Annotated in this window: 21 protein-coding genes; 12 read left to right on the top strand and 9 right to left on the bottom strand. The window is 72.5% G+C overall.

Annotated features, from left to right (window positions below; all coding sequences use genetic code 11):
- Position 1: 1 nt before the first annotated feature.
- From AB0K18_RS17560 to AB0K18_RS17550, 3 genes are read right to left on the bottom strand one after another with little or no spacing between them, the layout of a single operon-like run.
- Complete coding sequence (locus AB0K18_RS17560; protein WP_364915040.1) at positions 2 to 1,888, bottom strand: glycosyltransferase family 2 protein; 1,887 nt, start codon at positions 1,886 to 1,888, stop codon at positions 2 to 4.
- 19 nt (positions 1,889 to 1,907) lie between these two features.
- Positions 1,908 to 3,524, bottom strand: a complete 1,617-nt coding sequence (locus tag AB0K18_RS17555) for a hypothetical protein (protein WP_364915038.1) — start codon at positions 3,522 to 3,524, stop codon at positions 1,908 to 1,910.
- On the bottom strand, positions 3,521 to 4,423 hold the full coding sequence (locus tag AB0K18_RS17550) for a hypothetical protein (protein WP_364915036.1): 903 nt from the start codon (positions 4,421 to 4,423) through the stop codon (positions 3,521 to 3,523). Before AB0K18_RS17550 ends, AB0K18_RS17555 begins: the two co-directional genes overlap by 4 nt.
- Positions 4,424 to 4,584: 161 nt before the next feature.
- Between AB0K18_RS17550 and AB0K18_RS17545 the strand changes: the two genes are divergently transcribed.
- The 10 genes from AB0K18_RS17545 (at position 4,585) to AB0K18_RS17500 (ending at position 14,660) form a co-directional block, all read left to right on the top strand.
- Positions 4,585 to 4,833 (top strand): acyl carrier protein, encoded by a 249-nt coding sequence (locus AB0K18_RS17545; protein ID WP_345395873.1) that lies wholly within the window; start codon positions 4,585 to 4,587, stop codon positions 4,831 to 4,833.
- On the top strand, positions 4,808 to 5,716 hold the full coding sequence (locus AB0K18_RS17540) for a glucose 1-dehydrogenase (protein ID WP_364915034.1): 909 nt from the start codon (positions 4,808 to 4,810) through the stop codon (positions 5,714 to 5,716). The genes AB0K18_RS17545 and AB0K18_RS17540 overlap by 26 nt, the downstream gene beginning before the upstream one ends.
- Positions 5,716 to 7,053, top strand: coding sequence for an AMP-binding protein (locus AB0K18_RS17535; RefSeq protein ID WP_364915032.1), 1,338 nt, complete (start codon positions 5,716 to 5,718; stop codon positions 7,051 to 7,053). The genes AB0K18_RS17540 and AB0K18_RS17535 overlap by 1 nt, the downstream gene beginning before the upstream one ends.
- Positions 7,054 to 7,090: 37 nt before the next feature.
- Positions 7,091 to 8,167 (top strand): acyl-protein synthetase, encoded by a 1,077-nt coding sequence (locus AB0K18_RS17530; RefSeq protein WP_364915030.1) that lies wholly within the window; start codon positions 7,091 to 7,093, stop codon positions 8,165 to 8,167.
- On the top strand, positions 8,167 to 9,495 hold the full coding sequence (locus AB0K18_RS17525) for an acyl-CoA reductase (protein WP_364915028.1): 1,329 nt from the start codon (positions 8,167 to 8,169) through the stop codon (positions 9,493 to 9,495). Before AB0K18_RS17530 ends, AB0K18_RS17525 begins: the two co-directional genes overlap by 1 nt.
- Positions 9,492 to 11,585 carry a hypothetical protein gene (locus AB0K18_RS17520; protein WP_364915025.1) on the top strand — a complete coding sequence of 698 codons (2,094 nt, stop codon included), beginning with the start codon at positions 9,492 to 9,494 and terminating at the stop codon, positions 11,583 to 11,585. Before AB0K18_RS17525 ends, AB0K18_RS17520 begins: the two co-directional genes overlap by 4 nt.
- 107 nt (positions 11,586 to 11,692) lie before the next feature.
- Complete coding sequence (locus AB0K18_RS17515; RefSeq protein WP_364915023.1) at positions 11,693 to 12,898, top strand: glycosyltransferase; 1,206 nt, start codon at positions 11,693 to 11,695, stop codon at positions 12,896 to 12,898.
- Between the two features lie 4 nt (positions 12,899 to 12,902).
- Positions 12,903 to 13,610 carry a class I SAM-dependent methyltransferase gene (locus tag AB0K18_RS17510; RefSeq protein WP_364915021.1) on the top strand — a complete coding sequence of 236 codons (708 nt, stop codon included), beginning with the start codon at positions 12,903 to 12,905 and terminating at the stop codon, positions 13,608 to 13,610.
- Between the two features lie 69 nt (positions 13,611 to 13,679).
- Entirely contained in the window at positions 13,680 to 14,354 is a 675-nt protein-coding gene (locus tag AB0K18_RS17505; protein WP_364915019.1) for a polysaccharide deacetylase family protein, read from the top strand.
- Between the two features lie 27 nt (positions 14,355 to 14,381).
- Positions 14,382 to 14,660, top strand: coding sequence for a hypothetical protein (locus AB0K18_RS17500; protein ID WP_364915017.1), 279 nt, complete (start codon positions 14,382 to 14,384; stop codon positions 14,658 to 14,660).
- Here AB0K18_RS17500 and AB0K18_RS17495 read toward each other — a convergent pair.
- The 4 genes from AB0K18_RS17495 to AB0K18_RS17480 all read right to left on the bottom strand — a co-directional run bounded on the left by AB0K18_RS17495 (position 14,602) and on the right by AB0K18_RS17480 (position 18,429).
- Positions 14,602 to 15,069, bottom strand: coding sequence for a response regulator (locus AB0K18_RS17495; RefSeq protein ID WP_364915015.1), 468 nt, complete (start codon positions 15,067 to 15,069; stop codon positions 14,602 to 14,604). The genes AB0K18_RS17500 and AB0K18_RS17495 overlap by 59 nt on opposite strands.
- Positions 15,066 to 16,622, bottom strand: a complete 1,557-nt coding sequence (locus AB0K18_RS17490) for a CHASE3 domain-containing protein (protein WP_364915013.1) — start codon at positions 16,620 to 16,622, stop codon at positions 15,066 to 15,068. Before AB0K18_RS17490 ends, AB0K18_RS17495 begins: the two co-directional genes overlap by 4 nt.
- Positions 16,622 to 17,809: a SpoIIE family protein phosphatase gene (locus tag AB0K18_RS17485; protein ID WP_364915011.1), complete on the bottom strand. Its 1,188-nt coding sequence runs from the start codon at positions 17,807 to 17,809 to the stop codon at positions 16,622 to 16,624. Before AB0K18_RS17485 ends, AB0K18_RS17490 begins: the two co-directional genes overlap by 1 nt.
- A gap of 185 nt (positions 17,810 to 17,994) precedes the next feature.
- Positions 17,995 to 18,429: a helix-turn-helix domain-containing protein gene (locus tag AB0K18_RS17480; RefSeq protein WP_364915009.1), complete on the bottom strand. Its 435-nt coding sequence runs from the start codon at positions 18,427 to 18,429 to the stop codon at positions 17,995 to 17,997.
- A 79-nt stretch (positions 18,430 to 18,508) separates the two neighbouring features.
- Between AB0K18_RS17480 and AB0K18_RS17475 the strand changes: the two genes are divergently transcribed.
- Positions 18,509 to 19,930: an MFS transporter gene (locus tag AB0K18_RS17475; protein ID WP_364915007.1), complete on the top strand. Its 1,422-nt coding sequence runs from the start codon at positions 18,509 to 18,511 to the stop codon at positions 19,928 to 19,930.
- 154 nt (positions 19,931 to 20,084) lie between these two features.
- On the opposite strand, the gene guaA is transcribed toward AB0K18_RS17475, so the two are convergent.
- Positions 20,085 to 21,632 (bottom strand): glutamine-hydrolyzing GMP synthase, encoded by a 1,548-nt coding sequence (gene guaA / locus AB0K18_RS17470; protein WP_364915005.1) that lies wholly within the window; start codon positions 21,630 to 21,632, stop codon positions 20,085 to 20,087.
- Between the two features lie 100 nt (positions 21,633 to 21,732).
- On the opposite strand from guaA, the gene AB0K18_RS17465 reads away from it, so the two are divergent.
- The gene (locus tag AB0K18_RS17465) at positions 21,733 to 22,674 is read left to right on the top strand and encodes a hypothetical protein (protein ID WP_364915003.1); all 942 of its coding nucleotides are present in this window, start codon (positions 21,733 to 21,735) and stop codon (positions 22,672 to 22,674) included.
- On the opposite strand, the gene AB0K18_RS17460 is transcribed toward AB0K18_RS17465, so the two are convergent.
- Positions 22,665 to 23,486, bottom strand: coding sequence for an SDR family NAD(P)-dependent oxidoreductase (locus AB0K18_RS17460; RefSeq protein ID WP_364915001.1), 822 nt, complete (start codon positions 23,484 to 23,486; stop codon positions 22,665 to 22,667). The two genes, AB0K18_RS17465 and AB0K18_RS17460, sit on opposite strands and share 10 nt — an antisense overlap.
- Between the last annotated feature and the right edge of the window lie 3 nt (positions 23,487 to 23,489).

The raw sequence follows: 23,489 nt of genomic DNA, 5'->3' as shown, positions 1-23,489 counted from the left end.
TTCAGCGTTCGGCCAGCAGCAGGCAGCCGTCCTCGCCGCGGTCGATGAGGAAGCGGCGCTCGGCCACGGTCGTGACCGTGCGCTGCCGCGAGCGTACGAGCGGGCGCAGCGCGCGGCCCTGATCGATCAGCACCTCCCACCACGACTCGTGGCCCACGCACGCGTCGATGCCGGCCAGCGGCACCCGTGCGTGGAAGTTCTGGCCGGCCAGCTCCACCGGGAAGTACATCTCCTCGCCGTCGCTCCTGCGCAGCAGCCGCAGCACCGGCTCACCGTCCCCGAGGTCGGAGATGCGGCCCGCCAGTACCAGGTCGCCGCCGTCCACCCGGCACTCGCCGATGATCGCCTGGGCCGTGCGCACCCTGATGCCCCAGGCGCCCTTCGCGCTGCGTACCGGCACCAGCCACACTCCCGACCTGCGGAGCGGCGCCGGGATCAGCGGCGGCAGCCAGCGCGGCCCGGCCACCCGGCACTCCAGCCGCAGCCCGCCGCCGCGCACCCGTACGTGCAGGTCCCACTGGCCGTGCCGGGCGAGCTGCGCCCGCGACAGCGTCTCGGGGTCGAAGGCGAACCTGAACGGGAACGCGTGCTCGGGCAGCCGGCCGCCGTCCTCCTGCTCGACCTCCTCCCAGATGGGGTAGCTCCCGTTCTCCGACAGCACCACGGTCTCGCCGGTGCCCCGCTCGCGCAGCCACGTACGCACCCGCACCCGCCGCACGTCGCCCACGTCGAACCTGCCGACCGCGACCCGGCCCGCGCCGTGCAGCACGTCGTCGTGCCAGTCGAGGCTGACCAGCCTGGCCCGCAGGCCCAGCTCGCCGGAGACCTCGGACAGGTGGCCGGGCATCGAGGGGTGGCGGCCGTACCAGCGCTTGCGCAGCCACCCGGACGAGCCGACCTTCGGCTGCAGCCGGCCCTCCCTGGCCTCGGCGAAGACCCACGCCAGCTCGCCGAGCCTGCGGCGGTGCAGCAGGTGCACCATCAGGCGGTGCTCGAACGGGACGCTCAGCCACGCCTCCTGCGACACGCCGTCGAGGTAGCGGACGGCGAGGTCCACCAGGTCGGGGTCGGCTGCCTCGCCCATCGCCGCCATCGCCTCGACGGCGACCGTCATGTCGATGTCCAGCGTGTCGCGGTCGAAGTCGGCCTTCAGCCCAGGGGCGCCGCGGGCCAGCAGCCCGGCCGTCTGCGTCACCGACAGCAGGCGGTCGCGCAGGTTCGCCGGCTCCAGGCAGCGCTGGGTGATCGAGGCGCCCTGCTCGTCGCGCTGCCGCCAGTGGTAGACGACCCTGGCCAGCACGTCCACCGACCGCGCACCGACGTGGGCGGCCATGGCGACGGGCTGGTCCTCGTACATGCGCTCGGGGAAACGCAGCCCGAGGCGGTCCCAGAACGAGCGGCGGTAGACCTTGTTCCACAACATGCGGTCGCGGACCAGCAGCGGGTGGCGGGTGATGTGGGTACGCCTGGCCGGCCTCGCGAACGCCTGCCGGTGCGCCCACGAAGGGATGAGCAGGTTGCGGTAGAGCCGCATGACGTTGCCGCAGGCCAGGTCGGAGCCGGTCGTCTCCAGCGAGGACACCATGCGCTTGAACGCGTCGCGCGGCACGGTGTCGTCGCCGTCCACGAAGGCGAGGTAGGCGCCGGTGGCGTGGCGCAGGCCCACGTTGCGGGCGTGGCCCACCCCGTGGTTGTCCTGGCTGAGCAGGGTGATGCGCGGGTCGTCCGCCATCCTCGCCGCGACGGCCGCGGCGCCCTCGTCGCCGCTGCCGTCGTCGACGCAGATCACCTCCAGGTCGTCCAGCGTCTGCGCGGTTATGGAGTCAAGGCAGGGTCCGATGTACTTCTCGACGTTGTGGAACGGGACGATCACCGAAAGAACCGGCACAGGAGCTCCTCATGGTGGGTCAGCCGGACAGCAGGCGTATGACGCGGCGGGCGACCTTGCGGGGGCGGGCCAGTCGGCGGGAGAGGCGGTAGCCGAGCGTTCTGCGGTAGGCGGTGGCCTTGCGCTGCGTCCTGCGCAGCTTGGCCTTGGCCCGTACGAGCTCGCGTTCGCGGTAGGAGAGCTTGGTCTCCAGGCGGGCGATCCTGGCCAGGGCCGCGGTGAGCTGATCGGCCAGCCGGTCGCGGGCGCCCAGCAGCTCCCGGTACGTCGGCGCGTGCTCGCCCAGCTCGGCCGGCTGGCCCAGCTCGGCGTCCAGCTTGCGGGCCAGGTCGAGGTCGCCCTGGTCGCAGGGCCGCTCGGCCATGCCGCACAGGGTCAGCGCGAGCTGGTCGGCCTCCAGCGGCCACGGCCACGGGTGATGGTGACCGGCCGCCAGCAACCTGACCGCGAACCGCCACAGGATCCGGCACAGCACCACGCGCGGCTCGGGCGGCGTGGCGAGGCCCGCGGGCGGGTTGACCGCGGCGAACCGCTCGCCGTCGTAGACCAGGCTGTCGGTCGCGGCCGACGCGTCGCCGCCCGCCTCCAGCCAGCAGGCCAGCTCCGACAGCAGTTCGCGGACGGTCTTGACGTCCTCGCGGGCGCACGCCTCGACGAGGATCTCCTCCACGACACGGCCCGCGGGCACCGGCTGCTCCTCGCCGCCCGGCAGGCGACGGGTGCCGCCGGCGGTCAGCTCGTACAGGGCCTGGCCCTCCTCGATGAGGCCGAGCGGCAGCTCCACCGGATGCACCGGGTCGGACGCCCGGGGCGGGCGCGTCGCGACGGCCAGCCACAGCGGCGCCAGCTCCTCGCCCAGCCCGTGCCTGAACGCCAGCCTGGTCAGGTTGAGCGGGTCGGCCACCAGCATGCGGTCGCTCTCGCGGGCGCTCAGCGGGAACGTCAGCGCCTCGGGCAGCTCGAACGCCAGCGACTCACGCGACAGCAGCGAGCGCGGTGCCTGGCGGTCGGGGTAGGCGGCGTAGCAGCGCTGCAGGCTCAGCCCGGCCGACTCCAGGCCGAGGTCGAGCGCCGCGGGGCCGCCCGGGTAGCTGGGGTCGAAGCCGTGCGGGGCCCACTGGTCGTCGCCGCACTCGCGGTCGGCCGGCCGCGCCTCGATGAACCGGTCGATGCCGAGGTCGTTGCGTACGCCGAGGACCAGCCGGCCGCCCGGCCTGGTCAGCTCGGCGAGCGCGGCGAGCGACTCGCCCCAGGCCGAGGCCGGGGCCTCAGCCGAGTGGGTGCGCAGCAGGCCGTCGAGGGCCAGCACCAGGTCGTACGGCTCCTCGGCGTCCAGCACCTCGAGCCGGCCGCAGAACACCTCCAGCCCCGGGTGCCGCTCCCCCAGGTCACAGGCGTCGGGGAACGAGCGCAGCAGCGCCGCCACCTCGCCCGCCCTGGCCACCACGTCGTCCACCAGGGGCTGCGGATGCGGGCCCACCAGCAGCACCCTGCCGTCCGCCGGGACCAGCCGCCTGATCAGCTCCAGCGCCGCGCCGCGCCACTCGGTGACGCCCCCGATGCCGGACATGTCGGACCAGAGCAGCATCTCGCCGCCGATCAGCCGCACGTTCGCCGGCGCCTCGTTCACGCTCATCCCCGCACTCCCGCACTCACCTTGGCGCGGCCGGCGGCGGACGGGGCGAGACGCCTGCGTGGGGCCGCCGCCGGTGGGCGCTTCCATCCGAACATCCGCCGTAGCTCCTCCGGTGTCGCCTGATACTCGAAGCCCAGCTCGCGCCGCGCCACCTCGGCCGCCAGCTCGCGATCGACGTGCGTGCCGTGCAGCTCGGGCCACAGGCGCATGCGGCGGGCGGTGCCGCCGTACTCGGGCCGTTCGTCCTCGAACTGCATCGGGTCGCCATAGACGGCCACCTCGCACCCCACCGACGCGCCGTAGAACAGCGCGCTGCCGAGCCGGTTGGAGGCCACCCTGCGGTGGCGCCGCAACTCGACGAGCTGCTTGCGCAGGAAGTCGCGGCCCTTCGCCTCCCAGCGGGAGCCGCGCTCGCCGTGACAGATGACCCGGAACCCCCTCGATTCGTACGCCCGCCGAATGTCCGGATTTGCGAATTCCAACCAATAAAGGCAGACCGTTACCGGGCCAATCTCGACATCTCGGATTTCATCGGCGAGCCGGGCGTGATCCCCGCTGACGGAATGTTTTTCCCAGCCATGAAAGGGATACCAGATCGTACCCTCGCGATCCTCCCGCACACCGAGGCCGGGCTCCTGGTAAAGAAGGTAGATCCACGGCGCGCCGATGAGATAGTGCCCCCTCCTGCCCATCGACCAGCCCCGGCGGCGCAGGACGTCCGACCAGATGAAACGGGGGTAACCGGGGCTGCACCAGTGGTCGTTCGGGGGGAATCCGTGCAGATAGTTCCATCCGTGCTGGAGGAAACCTTGAATGCGCTTTGGCGCCTCGTCCGGCAGGCCGCAGTATCTGCCGAGAATGCGGGAGTGCCCGTACCAGTGATTGGATTCGTCCATCATTCCCCCCGTACGGCTGGCGTGTCCTTCCCGACATTCCCAGCACCCATCACGGGTCACGCATCGTTATACGCTTCCATTACTCAGGTCGGGGGCTTGGTTTTTCATCGGCTTCGCGATACGGCTACACTTCGTCATGGCTTGAGGACAGAGAGTGAGTGATCATGAGTCATCTCGACCGCCTGCGGGCCGTGTTCCGCATGGCGCTCAACCTTCCGCCCGACGCCGGCGTCGACGACCTCGAATACCGCGCCATCCCGCAGTGGGACTCCCTCGCGCACATGGCGCTGATCGCGGCGATGGAGGACGAGTTCTCCATCATGATCGACACCGACGAGATGATCGACATGAGCTCGTTCGCCAAGGCGGCCGAGCTGCTGGAGAAGCATGGCATCGGCGCCGCCGCCGTCTGACCCGGAGGCCGGCACCCACCCCGACTTCCGCGACGCTTCCGGCCCCCACCGGGGTTCCGGGGCGCACGCCGCGCTCGGGCCGCGCAAGGAGGCTCTGGTGAGGTCCGGGCCCGAGGGCGAGGCGGAGTTCGAGGGCGGGAGGTTCGTGGAGCGGCGGGTGGTGCTGGTCACCGGGTCGACGCGAGGGATCGGGCGGGCGGTGGCGATGCGCCTGGCCGCGTCCGGTCACGCCGTGGTCATGCACGGCCGTGACGAGGAGCGGGCCGCGAAGGCGGCGGCCGAGGTGGCCGCCGAGACCGGTGGCGCCACCGACTCCGTGCACGGCGACGTCGCCGACCCGGCGCGGGTCAACACGATGATGCGGCGCATCTACCAACGGCACGGCCGGCTCGACGCGCTCGTGGTCAACGCCGGTGTGCACGCGGCCGGGCTGCTCGGGCTGACGAGCCGCGACACGATCGGCCGCCTCTTCGAGGTCAACGCCGTCGGCGCCACCCACACGCTCCAGGCCGCGCTCAGGCTGCTGCGCAGGGGCAGCGAGCCGGCCGTGGTGCTGGTCTCGTCGATCATGGGCAGGGCGGGGGGCGCCGGGCAGACGGTCTACTCCGCCACGAAGGCGGCGGTGCTCGGCCTCACCCTGGCCGCGGCCAAAGAGCTGGGCCCCCACGGCATCAGGGTCAACGCGGTGGCGCCGGGCTACATCCGTACCGACATGCTCGCCACCCTCGGCGACGACGAGCGCCTCGCCACGATCGCGGCGACCCCGCTCGGCCGCCTCGGCGAGCCCGACGACGTCGCCCGGGCCGTGGCCTTCCTCCTCTCCCCTGAGGCCGCGTTCGTCACCGGCCAGGTCCTCGGCGTGGACGGCGGTCTGGTCCGGTGATGTCAGGAGACCCGCAGCCGCACGCCGCCGGAGTGTTCCCGCATCCGCAGGCTCGGCTCATCGCCGCCGGCGATCGGGACGGTGTCGCCGGGGAGGACCTGGCGCGGTCCGTCCGGCGGGCGGCCGGACGGTTCGAGGAGTTGCCGCCCGGGCCGGTGTTCTGCGGGATGCGGAACACGTTGGCGTCCGTCTTCTGCTACCTGGGGGCGTTGGAGGCTCGGCGGCCCATCGCGTTGCTTGATCCGGAGTTGCCGGCCGCCGCGCTGGGCGAGCTGGTCGAGCGGTTCGAGCCGAGTGCGCTCATCGGGTTCGCGCAGGCGGGCGGTGAGCTGGGGCGGCGGCGCACCGCGCCTGATCCGCATCCCGACCTCGGGTTGTTGCTGGCCACGTCCGGCTCCACGGGCAATCCCAAGCTGGTCCGGATCTCGCGGGCGGCGGTGCTGGCCAATGCCAGGGCGATCGCCGCCGCCCTGAGTCTCGGGCCGAACGACGTCGCGCCGACCAGTCTGCCGTTGCACTACAGCTACGGGCTGTCGGTGCTCAACAGCCACCTCGTCGCCGGGGGCACGGTGGTGCTCACCGAGGCGGGGTTGCTGGAGCGGTCGTTCTGGGCCGATCTGAAGGTCCATTCCTGTACGTCGCTCGCCGCGGTCCCCTACCAGTACACGATGCTGCGCAGGCTGCGCTTCGACCACGCCGACTACCCCGCGCTCACCACGCTCACCCAGGCGGGCGGGCGGCTGGCGCCCGAGCTGGTCAAGGAGTTCGCCGCGCAGGCGGAGCGTTTCTACGTCATGTACGGCCAGACCGAGGCCACCGCCCGCATCGCCGTGCTGCCGCCCGACCGGCTCGACGACAAGCCGGGCTCGGTGGGCGTGGCGGTGCCCGGCGGGCGGCTGGAGATCGACGGCGGCGAGGTCGTCTACCACGGGCCCAACGTGATGATGGGCTACGCCGAGACGGCCGCCGACCTGGCGAGGGGCGACGGCTTGGGCGGCGTGCTGCGCACCGGCGACCTGGGCCGGCTCGACGACGAGGGCTTCCTGTACGTCACGGGCCGCACCAAACGCATCGCCAAGGTCTTCGGCACCCGCGTCAACCTCGACGACGTCGAACGCCTGCTGCGCGGCTCCGGCCCGGTGGCCGCCACCAGCGGCGACGACCGCGTGACGATCTGGACGGAAACCCTCGACAAACCCGCGATGGCGCTGCTGGCCAGGCAGCTCGCCGCGCAACTGCGGCTGCACTGGAGCGGCTTCGAGATCCGCCACATCGACCGCCTGCCCCTGCTACCGACCGGCAAGATCGACTACCGAGCGCTGGAGTCCATGACATGACGGGGATGGCAGGACAGGCACTGACGGCGGGCGAGGCATGATGCGTCCGCAGGTCGGGGTGGCGGGGCCGGCCCTGGCGGCGCCGGGGCAGTCGGTGTTCACGCTGGGGGCGGCGCGGCGGGAGGCCGTGTTGCTGCCTGAGCTGGCCGCGTTGACCGAGCGGCACCGCCTGGCGTGCCCGCCCTACCGCCGCATCCTCGACGCCATCGGCGCGACGCCGCCCTATGCCCGGCTGGCCGACCTGCCGTGGCTGCCGGTACGCCTGTTCAAGACCCACGAGCTGCGCAGCGTGCCTGCCCATGAGGTGTTCAGGGTGCTGACCTCCAGCGGCACCACCGGGCAGGCACCGAGCCGCATCCACCTCGACAGGGCGGCCGCGGCGGCGCAGACCCGCATGCTGGCCGCCACGATGCGGCAGGTGCTGGGCGAGCGGCGGCTGCCGATGCTGGTGGTCGACATGCGGTCGGTGGTCCGCGACCCGATGCTGAGCGCTCGCGGCGCGGGCGTGCTCGGGATGATGAACTTCGGGCGCGACCACACCTTCGTGCTCGACGATCGGGGCGAGGTGGACGCGCGGGCGGTCCACGACTTCCTGGCCCGGCACGGCGGCGAGCCGTTCCTGATCTTCGGGTTCACGTTCATGGTCTGGCTGCACCTGCTGGGCCTGGGCGCGGACCTGTCGCAGGGGGTGCTGATCCACTCCGGCGGCTGGAAGCGGCTCACCGAGCAGGCGGTCGGCAACGCCGAGTTCCGGCGGCGGCTGGCGGCCGAGTGCGGGCTGAGCAGGGTGCACAACTTCTACGGCATGGTCGAGCAGATCGGGACGGTCTTCTTGGAAGGACCCGAAGGCGACGGGCTCTACTGTCCCGACTTCGCCGACGTCGTGATCCGCGACCCCGAGACCTGGCAGGAGGCGCCGACCGGCGTCCCGGGGCTGGTCGAGGTGGTCAGCACGCTTCCCACGTCCTATCCAGGTCACGTGCTGCTGACCGAGGACCTCGGCGTGGTGCGCGGCGTCGATGACGGGGCCTGGCCCGGCAAGCGGTTCGAGGTCCTCGGCAGGCTGCCGCGAGCCGAGGCGCGCGGCTGCAGCGACACCATGGGGCGAGGCTGATGTCCGACGCCCACACCCCCCGAAGCGCCGCCGACCCACACGACGCCCACACATCCAAAGACGCCCACTCCCCGCAGGACGCCCGCGCTCAGCAGGGCCGCGCCGTCGAAGGCGGTCCCCTGGTCGAGGTGATGTTCCCTGCGGGGGCGGCGGTGCCGGTCGAGGAGTTGTTGAAGCAGGTGGGCGAGAGCCGGCTGCAGGTGGGTGATGAGCGGGTCAAGGAGTTTCTGGCGGCGTTCGGCAAGCGGCTGCTGCGGCCGGCGCTCGCGCGGCGTCACCCCGAGCTGGGCTCGCTGGGCTTCTTCCTGCGCCCGGCCGAGCTGGCCCGTACGGTGGCGGAGCTGGCCGGCGAGCACGTACGCGTCCCGCGCGGCCTGATCTTCCACCTCCCGCCCGCGAACGTCGACACCGTCTTCGTCTACTCCTGGGCCCTGTCGGCCCTGATGGGCAACCGCAACGTCGTCCGCCTGTCGCCCCGCTCGGGCGCGGTGGCCCAGGTGATCCTGGAGACGCTGCACGAGACCCTGGCCACGGCCGACCCGGGGATCGCGGCGACGCAACGGATCGTCTCCTACCACCGCTCCGACGAGGTCACGGCCGCGCTGTCGGCCGCCTGCGACCTGCGGGTGGTGTGGGGCGGCGACCACTCCGTACGCGAGATCCGCCGCCACCCCCTGGCTCCGCACGCCCGCGACCTGACCTTCCCCGACCGCTCGTCGTTCGCGGTGATGCGGGCGGCGGCCTGGTTGTGCGCGCCGAGGGCGGCACGGGTGTCCATCGCGGAGGGCTTCGTCAACGACACCTACTGGTTCGACCAGGCCGCCTGCTCGTCGCCGCGCACGGTGTTCTGGGTGGGCGCGGAGGACGACTGCGAGGCCGCGCGGGCCGACTTCACCGGGCACGTGTCGCGGGTGGTGACCGTGCGCGGGTGGGGGGTCGATGCGGCGATGGCGGTGGAGAAGCGGGTGTCCACCTATGGGCTGGCGGCCGACGGGGTGGCGGAGAGCGTGGAGTTCCACGGCAACGCGCTGGCCTGCCTACGCCTGGCGGCCGCGGCGGCGGCTCCGCGGCGCTGGCTGGGCGCGGGGACGTTCGCGCACGCCAGGCTGGAGTCGCTGGCGGAGCTGGTGGCCCTGGTCGAGCGGCGCGACCAGACGATGACCCACTTCGGGTTCGGCAGGGGCGAGCTGGAGGAGCTGGCCAGGGACCTGGCCGGGCGCGGCGTCGATCGCATGGTGCCGGTGGGCGGCGCGCTGAGCTTCCACCGGGTGTGGGACGGCGTCGACCTGCCGGCCGAGTTCACGCGACTGGTGACCGTCGTCGCATGACGCTGGCGCCGCCCGCGAGCACGCTGGTGCGCCTGACGATGTCGAGGGGGCGCAGGCTCGGCTCGGGGTGGGCGCCGGCGGCGCTGGCAGGCGTGCTCGCCGTCGCCGTGTTCCTGTGGTGCGGGGTGTCCTGGCGTGATCTGGTGGTGTTCGCCGGGTACGTCGGTGTGGGCCTGGTGCTGCCTGGCACGTTGTTGTGGCGGGCGCTGACGGGTGGCGGCCGGTCGATGGCGGAGGATCTGGCGGCGGGGCTGGCGTTCGGGTACGCGGTCGAGGTGCCGGCCTACCTGCCCGCCAGAGCCCTGGGGCAGCCGCTGCTGGTGCTGGTCGTGCCGGTCGCGGTGGTGGCGGCGTTCGTTTGCGTGCCCAGGCTGCGGCGGCACTGGCGCGGGCCTGGGCTGCGCGAGCGGGTGCCGCCGTGGTGCGCGTGGGTGCTGGCCGGGATCGTGGCGTTCCTCATCGTGTGGAGTGCGGTGCAGCTCTACGGGGTGCCGGTCGGGGCCGCGTACGGGGATCTGCCCTATCACCTGGCGCTGGTCGGCGAGCTGCGGCACCACGTGCCGCCCGCGCTGCCGGTGGTGCTGGGCGAGCCGCTGTCCTACCACTGGTTCGTCTACGCCGAGCTGGCCGCCACGAGCTGGGTCACCGGCATCGAGCCGCTGACGCTGGTCTACCGGCTGGGCACGCTGCCCATGGCGGCGGCCACGGTGGTGCTGGTGGCGGTGCTGGGGCGGCGGCTGGGCGGGAGCTGGGGGGCCGGGGCGGCGGCGGCCGGGGTGACGTACTTCCTGTTCAGCCCCGAGCTGGTCGAGGGGGTGGTGTTCAGCTCACGGTCGATGTTCACCGTGTGGGCCAGTCCGACGCAGACGTTCGGGGCGCTGCTGTTCGCGGCCGTGATGACGTTGCTCGTGCGGCGGCGGGTGCGGTGGGCGGCGCTCGCGGTGCTGCTGGCGGTGCTGAGCGGGGCCAAGGCGACGTACCTGCCGCTGTTGCTGGCCGGGCTGATCACGGTCGTGGCCGTGCGGCGGCAGGCGGAGCGGCGGTGGCTGGTCCCGGCGGGGCTGACGCTGGGGTTCCTGGTGGTGGCCCACGTCGTCCTGTACGGCGGCGGGCAGGGCACGCGGGTCGATCCGTTCGCCACCATGCGCGCGCTCTGGGGGCAGGGCACCATTCCGGCGCTGGCGCTGCTGACCGGGGTGCATCTGTTCTGCCTGGCCTGCGTGTGGGGCGGGGCGGCCGGGCTGGGGCGGCGGGCGCTGGAGCCGCCCCTGCTGCTGATGCTGGGCATCGGGGCGGCCGGGATCGGGGCGGCGGTGCTGCTCGGGCATCCGGCGCAGTCGCAGCTCTACTTCCTGGAGGCGGCGCGGCCCTACCTGTCGATCGCGGCGGTCTGCGGGGTGCCGGCGGCGCCGCCGGTGTCCTGGGCGCGGGCGGCCTGCCTGGCGGGGCTGGGCGCGGGGGGCGCGCTGCTGGTGGCGACGCCTGAGGTCGGCGGCGGGCCGCTGGCGCGGGTGGTGGCGCCGTACGCCGTGCTCGCCGTCGCGGCGCTCGCGGTGTGGCGGCGCGGGCACGTGCTGGCCGTGGTGGCGCTGCTCACCGGGTACGCGCTGCCCACCTCCGTACGCGTGATCGCCGCCCACGTCACCCCGGAGGAACGCCGGCACCGGCTGATCCCCAAGGGCGCTCTCGCGGCCGGGCGGTGGCTGCGCGACCACTCCTCGTCCGGCGACGTGGTGGCCACCGACCTGCACTGCCACCACCCCAGGTGGAAGGTGTGCGACAGCAGGCACTTCTACGTCTCGGCATTCACCGAGCGGCGGGTGCTGGTCGAGGGCTGGGCGTACACGGAGAGCACCCTGGCCAGGGCCGGCACCCGGTCCTACCTGGAGGTCCCGTACGCCGACCAGGCCAGGCTGGCGGCCAACGACGCCGCGTTCACGACCCCGACGGCGCAGAACGTGCGCCGGCTCGCCACGGACTACGGCGTGCGCTGGCTCTACACGGGCATCAGGCCCGAGCTGGACGCGTACGCCCGCCTGCGCTTTCGCAACGCGACCACCTCCGTCTACGAGCTGAGCTCAGGAAGGTAAAGGCTTCCACCGCGCCGCGGAATGCCGCGGAGAAACCCCTCCGGCCCGCCCGGCCTCCCCACCACCATCGTGGTGACCATGGCCACGAGCACGATCGGGGGAGTGAAGTGGACACCCGTACCGCCCTGGAGCCGAGCCCTCTCCTGCTCGACCCGGCGCCGAGCCTGGCGAGCGTGGACATCGTCATCCCCGTGCTCAACGAGGAGCGCGCCCTGCCCGGCTGCGTACGCACGCTGCTCCACCGCCTCGACGGCTTCCCGCTGCCGTGGCGCGTCACGATCGTGGACAACGGCAGCACCGACGCGACGTGGCGGGTGGCGGGGGCGCTGGCCGGGGAGTTCGGCGAGGTGCACGCCCGGCGGATCCAGGTCAGGGGACGCGGCGCGGCCCTGCGGGCGGCCTGGCAGGCCAGTCCCGCCGACATCGTGGCGTACATGGACGTGGACCTGTCCACCGATCTCGACGCGCTGTTCCCGCTGCTCGCCGCGGTGGCGAGCGGCCACTCCGAGATCGCGATCGGCACCCGGCTGGCGCACGGCTCGCGCACGCGGCGCTCGCTGCGCAGGGAGATCGTCTCGCGAGGCTACAACGCCCTGCTCAGGTACGGCTTCGGGGCCCGCTTCAGCGACGCCCAGTGCGGGTTCAAGGCGGTCAGGGCCGACGTGGCCAGGCCGCTGCTGGCCAGGGTCGAGGACGACTCGTGGTTCTTCGACACCGAGCTGCTGCTGCTCGCCGAGCACAACGGGCTGCGCGTGCACGAGGTGCCGGTGGACTGGATCGAGGACGCCGACTCCCGCGTCCAGGTGGTCAGGACCGCCGTCGACGACCTCAAAGGGCTGGCCAGGGTGGCGCGCACGATGGCGCGCGGCGGCGCCGACGTCGAGGTCGCGAGGCGCGAGCCGGCGCCCGCCCACCCCGATCCGGTGCTCTCACCGCGCATGGTGACGAGCGCGGCCATCACCTCGTTCGCCGCCATCGGCACCGTCTCCGCCGTCCTGTACGCGCTGCTCTACCTGCCGCTGCGTGGGCTCTGGCCGCCGGTGCCCGCCAACCTGGGCGCGCTCGTCCTGACCTGCCTGTGCACGCTGGTGGCCAACCGGCGCTGGGCCCCCGGGCTGCGGGCCGCCATGCGGCTGCGGGCGCCGGCGCTCGTGCTGGCGACGTACGTGCTGACCACGCTGGCCGTGCTGACCGTGCCGCCGTGGGCGGGGCTCGCCGCCGAGGTGAGCGCGATCGTCACGACGTACTGCCTGCTCACGCTGCTCAGGTTCGCCGCCCTGGACCGGCTGGTCCTGGCCCGTACGAGGAACTGACTTCATGGAGAGCGACGAGGTCCGCCGGCTGGTCGCGGTGGAGGACACGCACTGGTGGTACCGCGAGCGGCGGGCCATCCTGCGCGCGCAGCTCCGCCGGCTGGCCCGCCTGGGACGGCCGGGACGGGCGCTCGACGTCGGCGCGGCGGGCGGCGGGAACACCCGGGTGCTGGCCGACGCCGGCTGGGCCGCGACGGCGACCGACATGTGCCCCGAGGCGGTCGAGTCGGCCAGGGAGCGCGGGCTCGACGCGGTACGCGCCGACGCGCGGGCGCTGCCGTTCCTGCCCGGCAGCATGGACCTGGTGACGGCGTTCGACGTGCTGGAGCACGTCCGCGAGGACGACCTGGTCGCCGCCGAGATCGCCCGGGTGCTGGCGCCGGGCGGGCACGCGCTGATCGCGGTGCCGTGCGACATGGCGCTGTGGTCGGCGCATGACGAGGCCGTCGGCCACGTACGCCGCTACGACCGCGACACGCTCACCGTCGTCGTCGAGAAGGCCGGGCTGACCGTCGAGCGGGTGTGGAGCTGGAACGTGCTGCTGCGCCCCCTGGTGGCCCTGCACCGGCGCCGCTCGGCGGGCAGCGACCTGCGCAGGATGCCCGTGCTGGTGAACGCCGGGCTGTCGGCGGTCGTCAGGGCCGAGCGGTGGCTGCCGGTCACCTCGCTGCGGGGCGTCACTCTCTTCCTGCGCGCCCGCCTGCGCCGCTGAGATCGGTTCCCAGAACGAGACCTTGCCGCCACATCCGCGTTCGACGTTGGCTCTAGGCTTGCGCTTGTGGTGATTCATGCCCTTATCGCAGCCTCTCTGGCCTTAACCTCCGCGCCCGCTCAGGCGCCCGCCACCGACTGCTCCCGGGTCAAGTGCCTGGCGCTGACGTTCGACGACGGGCCGGGCGCCCACACCCCCGCCCTGCTCAAGACGCTGTCGAAGGCGCGCGCGAAGGCCACGTTCTTCCTGGTGGGCAAGCGGGTCGAGGCGCACCCCGAGATCGCGAAGCAGATCGTCGCCAAGGGGCACGCGATCGGCAACCACACCTACTCCCACGCCGCGCTCCCCGCGCACTCCGACAACGAGATCGACGAGGAGCTGAAGCTCGCCCAGGAGGCCATCGAGAAGGCCACCGGGCAGCGGCCCACCATGTTCCGCCCGCCGTACGGGCAGAGCGACGAGCGGGTGCTCGGGGTCGCCTACCAGAACGAGCTGTCGCAGATCCTCTGGACGGGCACCACGCTCGACTGGAGCCTGCGCGACGCCAAGAAGATCAAGGCGGCCGTGCTCAGGCTGGCCAAGCGCGACGGCGTCATCCTCATGCACGACGTGGTGCCGCAGACCGTGCAGGTCATGCCGCAGATACTCAAGGAGCTCAAGAAGCGCGGCTACCACCTCGTCACCGTGCCCACGCTGCTGCGCGGCAAGGGCGGCCCGGCGGCCGGGGAGAGCTACTTCAGGTAATCACTCCCGCAGCTCGGGACGGGAACCATGGGGAGTGACACCCGGCCCGGCCGGCCCTGGGTCGCGCTCGCGACCTTCCAGGCCGTCCAGGCGGTGCTCGGCGTGGCCGCCGTGGTCGCCGGGCAGCAGCGCGCGGTCCTCGCCAACATCTCGGCGCAGGGCTTCCGCGACATGGCCGCGCCCATCCTCATCGGGGCGCTGCTGGTGCCGCTGCTGCTCGGCAGCCTGGTGCCGCGACGGCGGCCGGTCAGTGACGGTCCTCCCCACCGAACGCGGCCGCGCGACCGGGCAGCCGGACGACCGTGACGAAGAACTCGTCGATCTGCCGGATGATCGCCATGAACCGGTCGAGATCGACGGGCTTGCTCACGTACGCGTTGGCGAAGAGCTGGTAGCTGCGCATGATGTCCTCCTCGGCTGAGGACGTGGTCAGCACGACGACCGGGATCGAGCGCAGCTCGGGGTCGCCCTTGATCTGTTCGAGCACCTGGCGGCCGTCGTACTTGGGCAGGTTGAGGTCGAGCAGGATGAGGTCGGGGCGGGGCGCGCCGACGTACTCGCCGCGCCGGTAGACGAAGTCGAGCGCCTCCAGGCCGTCCCTGACGACGTGGAGGTTGTTGCGGATCTTGTTGTCCTCGAACGCCTCGCGGGTGATGAGCTCGTCACCGGGGTCGTCCTCGACGAGGAGTACTTCGATGGGCTGCCCGGTGGTCATGAGTCGATTCCTTCGTGTTCGTGTTCGGGGTCTTCGTTGGCCGGCAGAGTGAAGCGGATGCGGGCGCCCCCGGTGTAGTCGGTGTCGAGCCAGATGCGGCCGCCGTGCGTCTCCACGATCTTCTTGCACATCGCCAGGCCGATGCCGGTGCCGGTGTAGGTCTCGCGGCTGTGCAGACGCTGGAAGATGATGAAGATCTTATCCGCGAACTCCGGCTCGACGCCGATGCCGTTGTCGGCGACCGCGAACTCCCACTCCCCCTCCTCGCCGCGCTCGCAGTCGATGCGGACCAGCGGCGGGCAGGTGGGGTCGCGGAACTTGATGGCGTTGCTGATGAGGTTCTGCCAGAGCAGGCGCAGCATCGTGGCGTCGCCGACGACCGTGGGCAGCGGGTCGGGGCGCTCGAACGTCGCGCCCGACTCCTCAATGGGGGCCGACAGGTCGTCGATCACCTTGTCCAGCGCCTTCTCCAGGTCCACGGGCTCGCGCTCGTCGTAGACCCGGCCGACGCGGGAGAAGCGCAGCAGGTCGTTGATGAGGACCTGCATGCGGGTGGCGCCGTCGACGGCGAAGTGCACGTACTGTCTGCCGCGCTCGTCCAGGACGTCGCCGAAGCGCTTCTCCAGCAGCTGGCAGAACGTGGCGACCTTGCGCAGCGGCTCCTGCAGGTCGTGCGAGGCGACGTAGGCGAACTGCTCCAGCTCGGCGTTCGAGCGCCGCAGTTCCTCGGCCTGCTCACGCAGCAGCGCGTGCTGCTGGTCTGACTCGTTCAGCGCGTTCACGATGCGTACCCGCATCTGCTCGACGTCGTTGGCCACCTCGCGGATGTCGGCGGGCCCCCTGGCCGGGATGCCCAGCCCGAAGTCGCCGGCCGCGACGCGCCGCGAGGCCGCCCGCAGCTCGTCGAGCGGTCGGCCGACCGCGCGCCGCAGCAGCACGGCCACCGCGGCGGCCGCCAGCGTGAACACCACGAGCATGCCGAGGAAGGCGAAGTTGCGCACCCGCTCGGCTCCCGCCAGCTGCGCCTTGGCCTGGTCGCGGGCCTGCGTCAGATGGGCGCTCTGGCTGTCGAGCAGCGCCCTGATGCCGTCGAACGCCTGCTTGCCCGCCTCCACGGTGGCGTCGGGCACCGCCTCGTCGCGCTGCCGGTGCGCCGTCATGGGCTCGGCGTGGTCGCGGCGCCAGGCGGCGGCCCTGTCGCTGATGGCGGTGAGGCCGGCCCGCAGGTCCGCGCGGTCGGCCAGCAGCGCCGCCACCCGATCGCGGCTGACCTGCTCGGCGCGCACGCCCTCGCTGTACGGGCTGAGGAACTCCGCGCGGCCGGTCAGCAGGTAGCCCCTGACGCCGGTCTCCTGGTCGATCAGCGCCTTCTGCATGTTGGCCGCCTCGACCAGGGCGGGCGAGATGCGGGTGGTGAGCTGCTGCGAGAGCCTGCTCGTACGGTCGAGCGTGACGACACCGACCACCGCGCAGACCAGGAGCAGGGTCGCGATGACCGAGATGACCACCACGAACCAGCCGTGCACCGTCAGCCGGTGCCAGCGTCCCGCCATCACCGCTCCGTCCAGCGCAGGTGGACCACGGCGAGGTCGTCGGCGGGCGCGTCGGGCGCGGTGGCGGCCTCGACGTCGGCGATCAGCGCGTCGAGGAAGCCTTCGCCGTCGAGGTGGGCATGGCGGGCGGCCAGGTCGAGCAGCCCCTCCTCGCCCAGCCAGCGGGGCTGCTCGCCGGGCAGGCGCCGCTCGAACAGGCCGTCGGTGTAGAGCGTGAGCCCGCCGCCCTCGGGCAGCTCCAGCACGTCCTGGTGCCAGTCGGTCTCCACCGGGAAGCCGAGCGCCAGGCCGCGGCCTGGCTCGGCGAGCGTCACGGTCTCGCCGTCGTGCACGAGCAGGCCGGGGTGCCCGGCCCGCCAGATCCTGACCGTACGGCGGTCGTGGTCGAGCTCCAGCGTGGACAGCGTGACGAAGATCTCGGAGCTGGGCCGCTCGGCCTCCAGGACGCGTTCGAGCCGGCGCAGCAGCGTCGGGCCTGTGACGCCGCTGAGCACCAGCGCCCGCCAGGCGATGCGCAGGCAGACGCCCAGCGCCGCCTCGTCGGGGCCGTGACCGCACACGTCGCCGATCAGCGCGTGCACGACCTTCTCGTCGTCCTCGACGACGTCGTAGAAGTCGCCGCCCAGCGTGGCCGACCCCCTGCTCGGCCGGTAGCGCGCGGCCACCTCGATCGGCATGCTCTGCAGCAGCGGCGTCGGCAGCAGGCCGCGCTCGAGCCGCTCGTTCTCCTTGGCGCGCATGCGCTCGGCGTTGAGCGCGACGGCGGCCTGCTCGGACTGCTTGCGCTGCATCGCGTAGCGCAGCGTGCGGCCCAGCCACTCGGCCTCGACCCGGCCCTTGACCAGGTAGTCCTGGGCTCCCGCGGTCAGCGCCGCGAGGCCCGCCTGCTCTTCCGCGAGGCCCGTGAGCACCACCACGGCCGCGTCGCCCGCCTCCTCGATCACCGCCGACAGCGCGGAGAACTCATGGGCGTCCGGCAGGCCGAGGTCGAGCAGCACGCACTGCGGGCGCAGCCCGGCCAGGGCGCGGCGGGCCTCGTCGACCGAGCGGGCCCATTCCAGGCGGACCGAGAGGCCGCTGTCCTCAAGCAACTCCTCGACGATCAGCGCGTCCTGCGGATCGTCCTCCACGAGCAGCACCAGCGGCTGCCCGGCGGCGTCGCAGCCGTCTTCGCTCCCGTGGGCCATGAAGGCCTTGCCACCCTTTCTGAACCGCTCCGAAACCGCCACCGGCCTGTCTCCGGCCGCGCTCGGATCGCTTGTCGACACCGGGCACACACCGACCCTCGCCGGCGCCCGTCAGCGATCGCGGGGAACCGGCCCAGGGGAAGCCTCTCTTCCCCTCATTGTCCCCTCTATGCACACGAGAGCCGTCAGATGTGATCGGCTTGCGCGGCCTGGCGCTCGTCGTAGCGCTGCCGCGACGTCGCCACGCAGGCGCTGTGCTTGCGCGACCAGTTGGTGATCGTCAGCATCGCCTCGTACAGCTCCAGTGCCATGTCCGTGGCCTGGTATTCCACCTTGGGCGGCACCGTCGGGTAGATCGTGCGCTTCAACAGGCCGTCGCGCTCCAGGTTGCGCAGGGTCAGGGTGAGCATGCGGCGGCTGATGCCCTCGATCTCGCGCTCCAGCTCCGTGAAGCGCCTCGGCCGCCGCGCGGTCGCCACCACGATGAGGATCGCCCACTTGCCCGCGATGCGGTCGAGGATCTCGCGCGGCGGGACCGGGCACTCACCGCTCTCCAGAAGGAGATCGGCGTCCTCCAACGTCTTGAGCTGCTCTGGTACAGCGATGTTCCTCTGAGACATGAAAGTGCCTTCTTCCGGGTGACCTCGATGGTCACACATCATGGCCGCTGTTACAAAAAGTTCCCTAAGGGAGTTGGTCATGAAAGGCAAGTGGGCCGCGTTCTCGTTGCTGGCCGCCACCCAGTTCGTGCTCATCCTCGACACCACGATCGTGGGCATCGCGCTGCCGCCCATGGGGCGCGAGCTGGGCATGACGGCCACGGACCTGTCGTGGACCACCACGGCGTACTCGCTGGTGTTCGGCGGATTGCTGCTGCTCGGCGGGCGGCTGGCGGACTACGCCGGTCGACGGCGGATGTTCATCGCCGGGATGGTCATGTTCGGGCTGGTGTCGCTGATCGGCGGTGTGGCGTCGTCGGGCGCCGTGCTGGTCGCCGTACGCGCCCTGCAGGGGCTGGCGGGGGCGCTGGTCGCGCCGGCGGGCATGTCGCTGGTGATGGTGATCTTCAAGGACGATCCGGCGCTGAACAAGGCCATGGGCCTTTGGGGAGCGGTCGGCGGCATGGGCGCCTCCGCGGGGGCGGTGCTCGGCGGGCTGCTCACCGACTGGTTCGGCTGGCGGTCGGTGTTCCTCGTCAACACGCCCATCGGGCTGGTCGTCGGAGCGCTGGCGCTGGTCATGCTGCCCGCCGTACGCGCCGCCGGCCGTGAGCGCGGCTTCGACCTGGCCGGCGCGTTCACCTCGACGGCCGGACTCGGCCTGCTCATCTACACCCTGACGGACGCGCCGCAGTCCGGCTGGCTGTCCGCCCGGACCCTGGGACTCGGCGCGCTGTCCGTCGCGCTGCTCGCCGCGTTCCTCGTCGTCGAGCGGCGCTCGGCCAACCCGCTGGTGCCCCTGGACGTCTTCCGCCGCCGTACGCTGCGGGCGGGCAACCTCATCATGTTCCTGGTGGCGGCCGCCATGCAGCCGATCTTCTTCCTGCTCACCCTCTACACCCAGGACGTGCTCGGCCACAGCGCCACCCGCTCGGCCATGTCGCTGGTCGCCATCTCGATCACGATCGCGCTGACCGCGTCGTTCCTCGGCGGGCGCGTGCTCACCCGGTACGGCGTGCGCGCCACCGCCGTCGCCGGCCTCGTCTTCATCACCGTGGGCGCGCTGCTCTACCAGCGCATCGGCGTGCGGGACGACTTCGTGGGCACGCTGCTCGCGCCCGAGTTGCTCGGCGGGTTCGGGTTCGGCCTGCTCATCGGCGCGGTCACCGTGGCGGCCACGTCGCAGGCCGCGGCCGACGAGGCGGGCATGGTGTCGGGGCTGTTCAACACGACGACGCAGGTGGGCATCTCGGTCGGCATCGCCGCCCTGGCCACCGTCGCGACGGCCGTCACCGGCGACGCGGACACCCCGCAGGCCCTGGTGTCGGGCTATCACGCGGCGTTCATCGGCTCGGCCGGCCTGGCCCTGCTCAGCCTGATCGCCGCCCTGACCCTGCTCCCCAGGCACACCCGCCAGGTCACCACCCGGCCGGCGGCCCCCGCCGAAGCCCCGGTGGCCTGAACGCCGAACAGCCCTGAGCCCGCACGGCCCTGGGCCCGCACGGCCCTGGGCCCGCCCGGTGGCCCTGCGGTCCCGGCGGCCTCAGGCCCCTGCAAAGCGCGCAGCCCCGGCCCGTCATGGGCCGGGGCTGTGGCGGCGTTCAGTCAGGTGAGGGCTACTCCCACTCGATGGTGCCCGGAGGCTTGCTCGTCACGTCGAGCACCACGCGGTTGACCTCGCGCACCTCGTTGGTGATGCGGGTGGAGATGCGCGACAGCACGTCGTAGGGGACCCGCGCCCAGTCGGCGGTCATCGCGTCCTCGGAGGTGACCGGCCGCAGGACCACGGGGTGGCCGTAGGTGCGGCCGTCGCCCTGCACGCCCACCGACCGTACGTCGGCGAGCAGCACCACCGGGCACTGCCAGATCTGCCGGTCGAGCCCGGCCCGCGACAGCTCCTCGCGGGCGATGGCGTCGGCCTCGCGCAGGAGGTCGAGCCGCTCGCCGGTCACCTCGCCGACGATGCGGATGGCGAGCCCTGGCCCGGGGAACGGCTGCCGCCACACCATGGCGGCCGGCAGGCCCAGCTCTTCGCCGGCCCTGCGCACCTCGTCCTTGAACAGCGCCCGCAGCGGCTCGACCAGCGTGAACTGCAGGTCTTCAGGCAGGCCGCCGACGTTGTGGTGTGACTTGATGTTGGCGGTGCCGGTGCCGCCGCCGGACTCGACGACGTCGGGGTAGAGGGTGCCCTGGACGAGGAAGTCGACCGGCCCGTCGGCCATGATGGCGCGCTGCTCGTCCTCGAAGACGCGGATGAACTCGCGCCCGATGATCTTGCGCTTCTCCTCCGGGTCGCTGACGCCTTCGAGCGCCTTGAGGAACCGGTCGGCGGCGTCGACCACCCGCAGCTTGACCCCGGTGGCGGCGACGAAGTCGCGCTCGACCTGCTCGGCCTCGCCCTTGCGCAGCAGCCCGTGGTCGACGAAGACGCAGGTCAGCCGGTCACCGATGGCGCGCTGGACGATCGCGGCGGCCACCGCGGAGTCGACGCCGCCGGACAGCGCGCAGATGGCCCGGCCGTCGCCGACCTGGCGGCGTACGGCCTCGATGGAGTCTTCGACGATGTTGAGCATCGTCCACGAGGGCCGGCACCCGGCGGCCTCGAGGAAGTGCTTGAGCACCGCCTGGCCGTGCTCGGAGTGGAGCACCTCGGGGTGGAACTGCACGCCGTAGAGGCCGCGCTCGACGCTCTCGAACGCGGCGACCGGCGTCTCGCTGGTGGAGGCGGTCACCGCGAAGCCGTCGGGGGCCGCGGCCACGCTGTCGCCGTGGGACATCCACACGGTCTGCGACGTGGGCAGCCCGGCGAAGATGACGCCCTCGTCGAGCACCTCGAGCGGGGTGCCGCCGTATTCGGCGACGCCCGTGCGGGCCACCTCGCCGCCCAGCGCCTGCGCCATGGCCTGGAAGCCGTAGCAGATGCCGAACGTGGGCACGCCCGTGTCGAACAGCCCATGGGGCACCGGCGGCGCGCCCTCGGCGTAGACCGACGAAGGACCGCCGGACAGGATGATCGCCTTGGGTTTCTTCGCCATCATCTCCTCGACCGGCATGGTCGACGGGACGATCTCGGAGTAGACATGGCACTCACGCACCCGCCTGGCGATCAGCTGCGCGTATTGAGCGCCGAAGTCGACCACCAGGACCGTGTCGAATTCAGACACCGTGAGAACCCCCTGAAAAGGCGAAGTGCGGTGAGACCAGTCTATCGGCCTTGGCCAGGACACCTGGCCTGGCCGGGTGGGACGTGCTAAACACAGAACGATGGATCTTGTCTGGCCGGCGACCGCGTGGGCCCTGTGGGCCGCCACGCTGGCCGCCGCCTTCAGGATGTCCGGCCGTGACAGGGACACGGAGGCGCCCGAGCACCCGGTGCCCGCCCCCGTCGCCGAGCTCTTACGCGGCATGCGCGCCCAGGACGTGTTCTACACCGTGCTGTTCGAGCTGGCCGGACGCGGCTGGGCGACGATCGAGGGCGACCGCCTGACACTCGATCCCCCCGTACGCGAGCCGCTGCGCCCGTACGAGACCTGGGTGCTCGAACGCGTGCGCGCCCGCATGGCGGACCGACCGGCGGCGCCCGTGATCGCCCTCATGCCCGAGAGCTCCGACCTGGAGGGCGGGTTCGTCAAGCTCGTCCGCCGGCACGCCGTCGACCTCGGCCTGGCCCGCAGACGCTGGCGCACGGTGCTCGTCCCCGTGCTGCTGACCGCCGCCCTGGCCCTCCCCTGGTACGCGACCGTGTCGGTGGCCCTGTTCTCCTGGCCCGCGATCATCGCGACGATGGTCTCGCTGGTGGCGGGGGTCTCGCTGCTGTCGGGCGGCAGGGGCTTCCTGCTGACCCCGCGCGGCAGGGAGGTGGCCGGGCCAGGCCCGCTGCCCGCGAACCCCGACCAGGAGTGGATCTTCACCGGCAGCGGCTGGCAGGGCGTCGAGATCGCGCCCGCCGAGCTGCCGCGCGGCTCGGGCCGCCAGGAGGTGACGGGCCACGTCGTCAAGCGCTGGGTGAAGGTGATCCCGCAGGAGGAGGGCGTGCGGCGCGACTACTACATCGCGCTGCACGACGGCCGCTCGAAGCGGGCCGCCGCGTTCCGGGTCAAGCAGGGCCTCTATCGCGACGTGCTGCCGGGCGACACCGTACGCCTGCTGGTCAAGCCGCCGGGCGGCACCGTCGTCCGGGTCCTCGCCCACGACCGTCAGTGGTAAGCGGGCAGGGTTCCGGTCAGCAGCGTCTCGGTCTGCAGGCGCAGCGCGGCCGCGTACGACGGGTCGGTCAGCAGCAGGAACCGCTCCTCGTGGATGCCCTTGACCACGAGGTCGGCCACCTCCGACGGCTCGATGCCGCGCTCGGCCGCCTTGCCGACCCGCTCCTTGACGGCCACCTCGTCCGCGCCCGGCGTGACGGCGAGGCTGGGCGGGCGCAGCCGGTCGGAGTCGGCGATGCGGGTCCTGACCGCGCCGGGGCACAGCGCGCTGACGCGCAGCCTGGACCCCGTCGCGGCCAGGTCCTGGGCGAGCGCCAGGGACGCGGCCAGCGCGGCGTGCTTCGACACCGCGTACCCGCCGGTCCCCGGCGTCGCCAGCAGTCCCGCCACGGAGACGGTGTTGACGACGTGGCCCTCGGTGTCCTGCTCGATCATGCGCGGCACGAACGCGCGGATGCCGTGCAGCACGCCCCACAGGTTGACGCCGAGCAGCCAGGACAGGTCCTCCTCGTCCCTGGTCCACATGTGGCCGCCCTGGAAGACGCCCGCGTTGTTGCAGAGCACGTGCACGGCACGCAGCTCACCGAAGCAGCGGTCGGCCAGGTGGCGTACGGACGAGGCGTCGGAGACGTCGGTGATCTGCGTGAGCACCGTCGCGTCCCCGCACAGGGCGGCCGTCTCCGCCAGCCCGCCGTGCTCGACGTCGGCGAGCATCAGTGTCATTCCCTCGGCCGCGAACCGGAGGGCCAGCGCCCTGCCGATCCCGCTCGCCGCACCCGTCACCACCGCGACCTTGCCGGAGAGCTCGCGCACGAA

It is taken from the genome of Nonomuraea sp. NPDC049421, from assembly GCF_040677005.1.
In the GTDB taxonomy this organism is placed as follows: domain Bacteria; phylum Actinomycetota; class Actinomycetes; order Streptosporangiales; family Streptosporangiaceae; genus Nonomuraea; species Nonomuraea salmonea.
The sequence above is the reverse complement of the archived record's forward strand: the minus strand, read 5'-3'. Positions and strand labels throughout refer to the sequence as shown.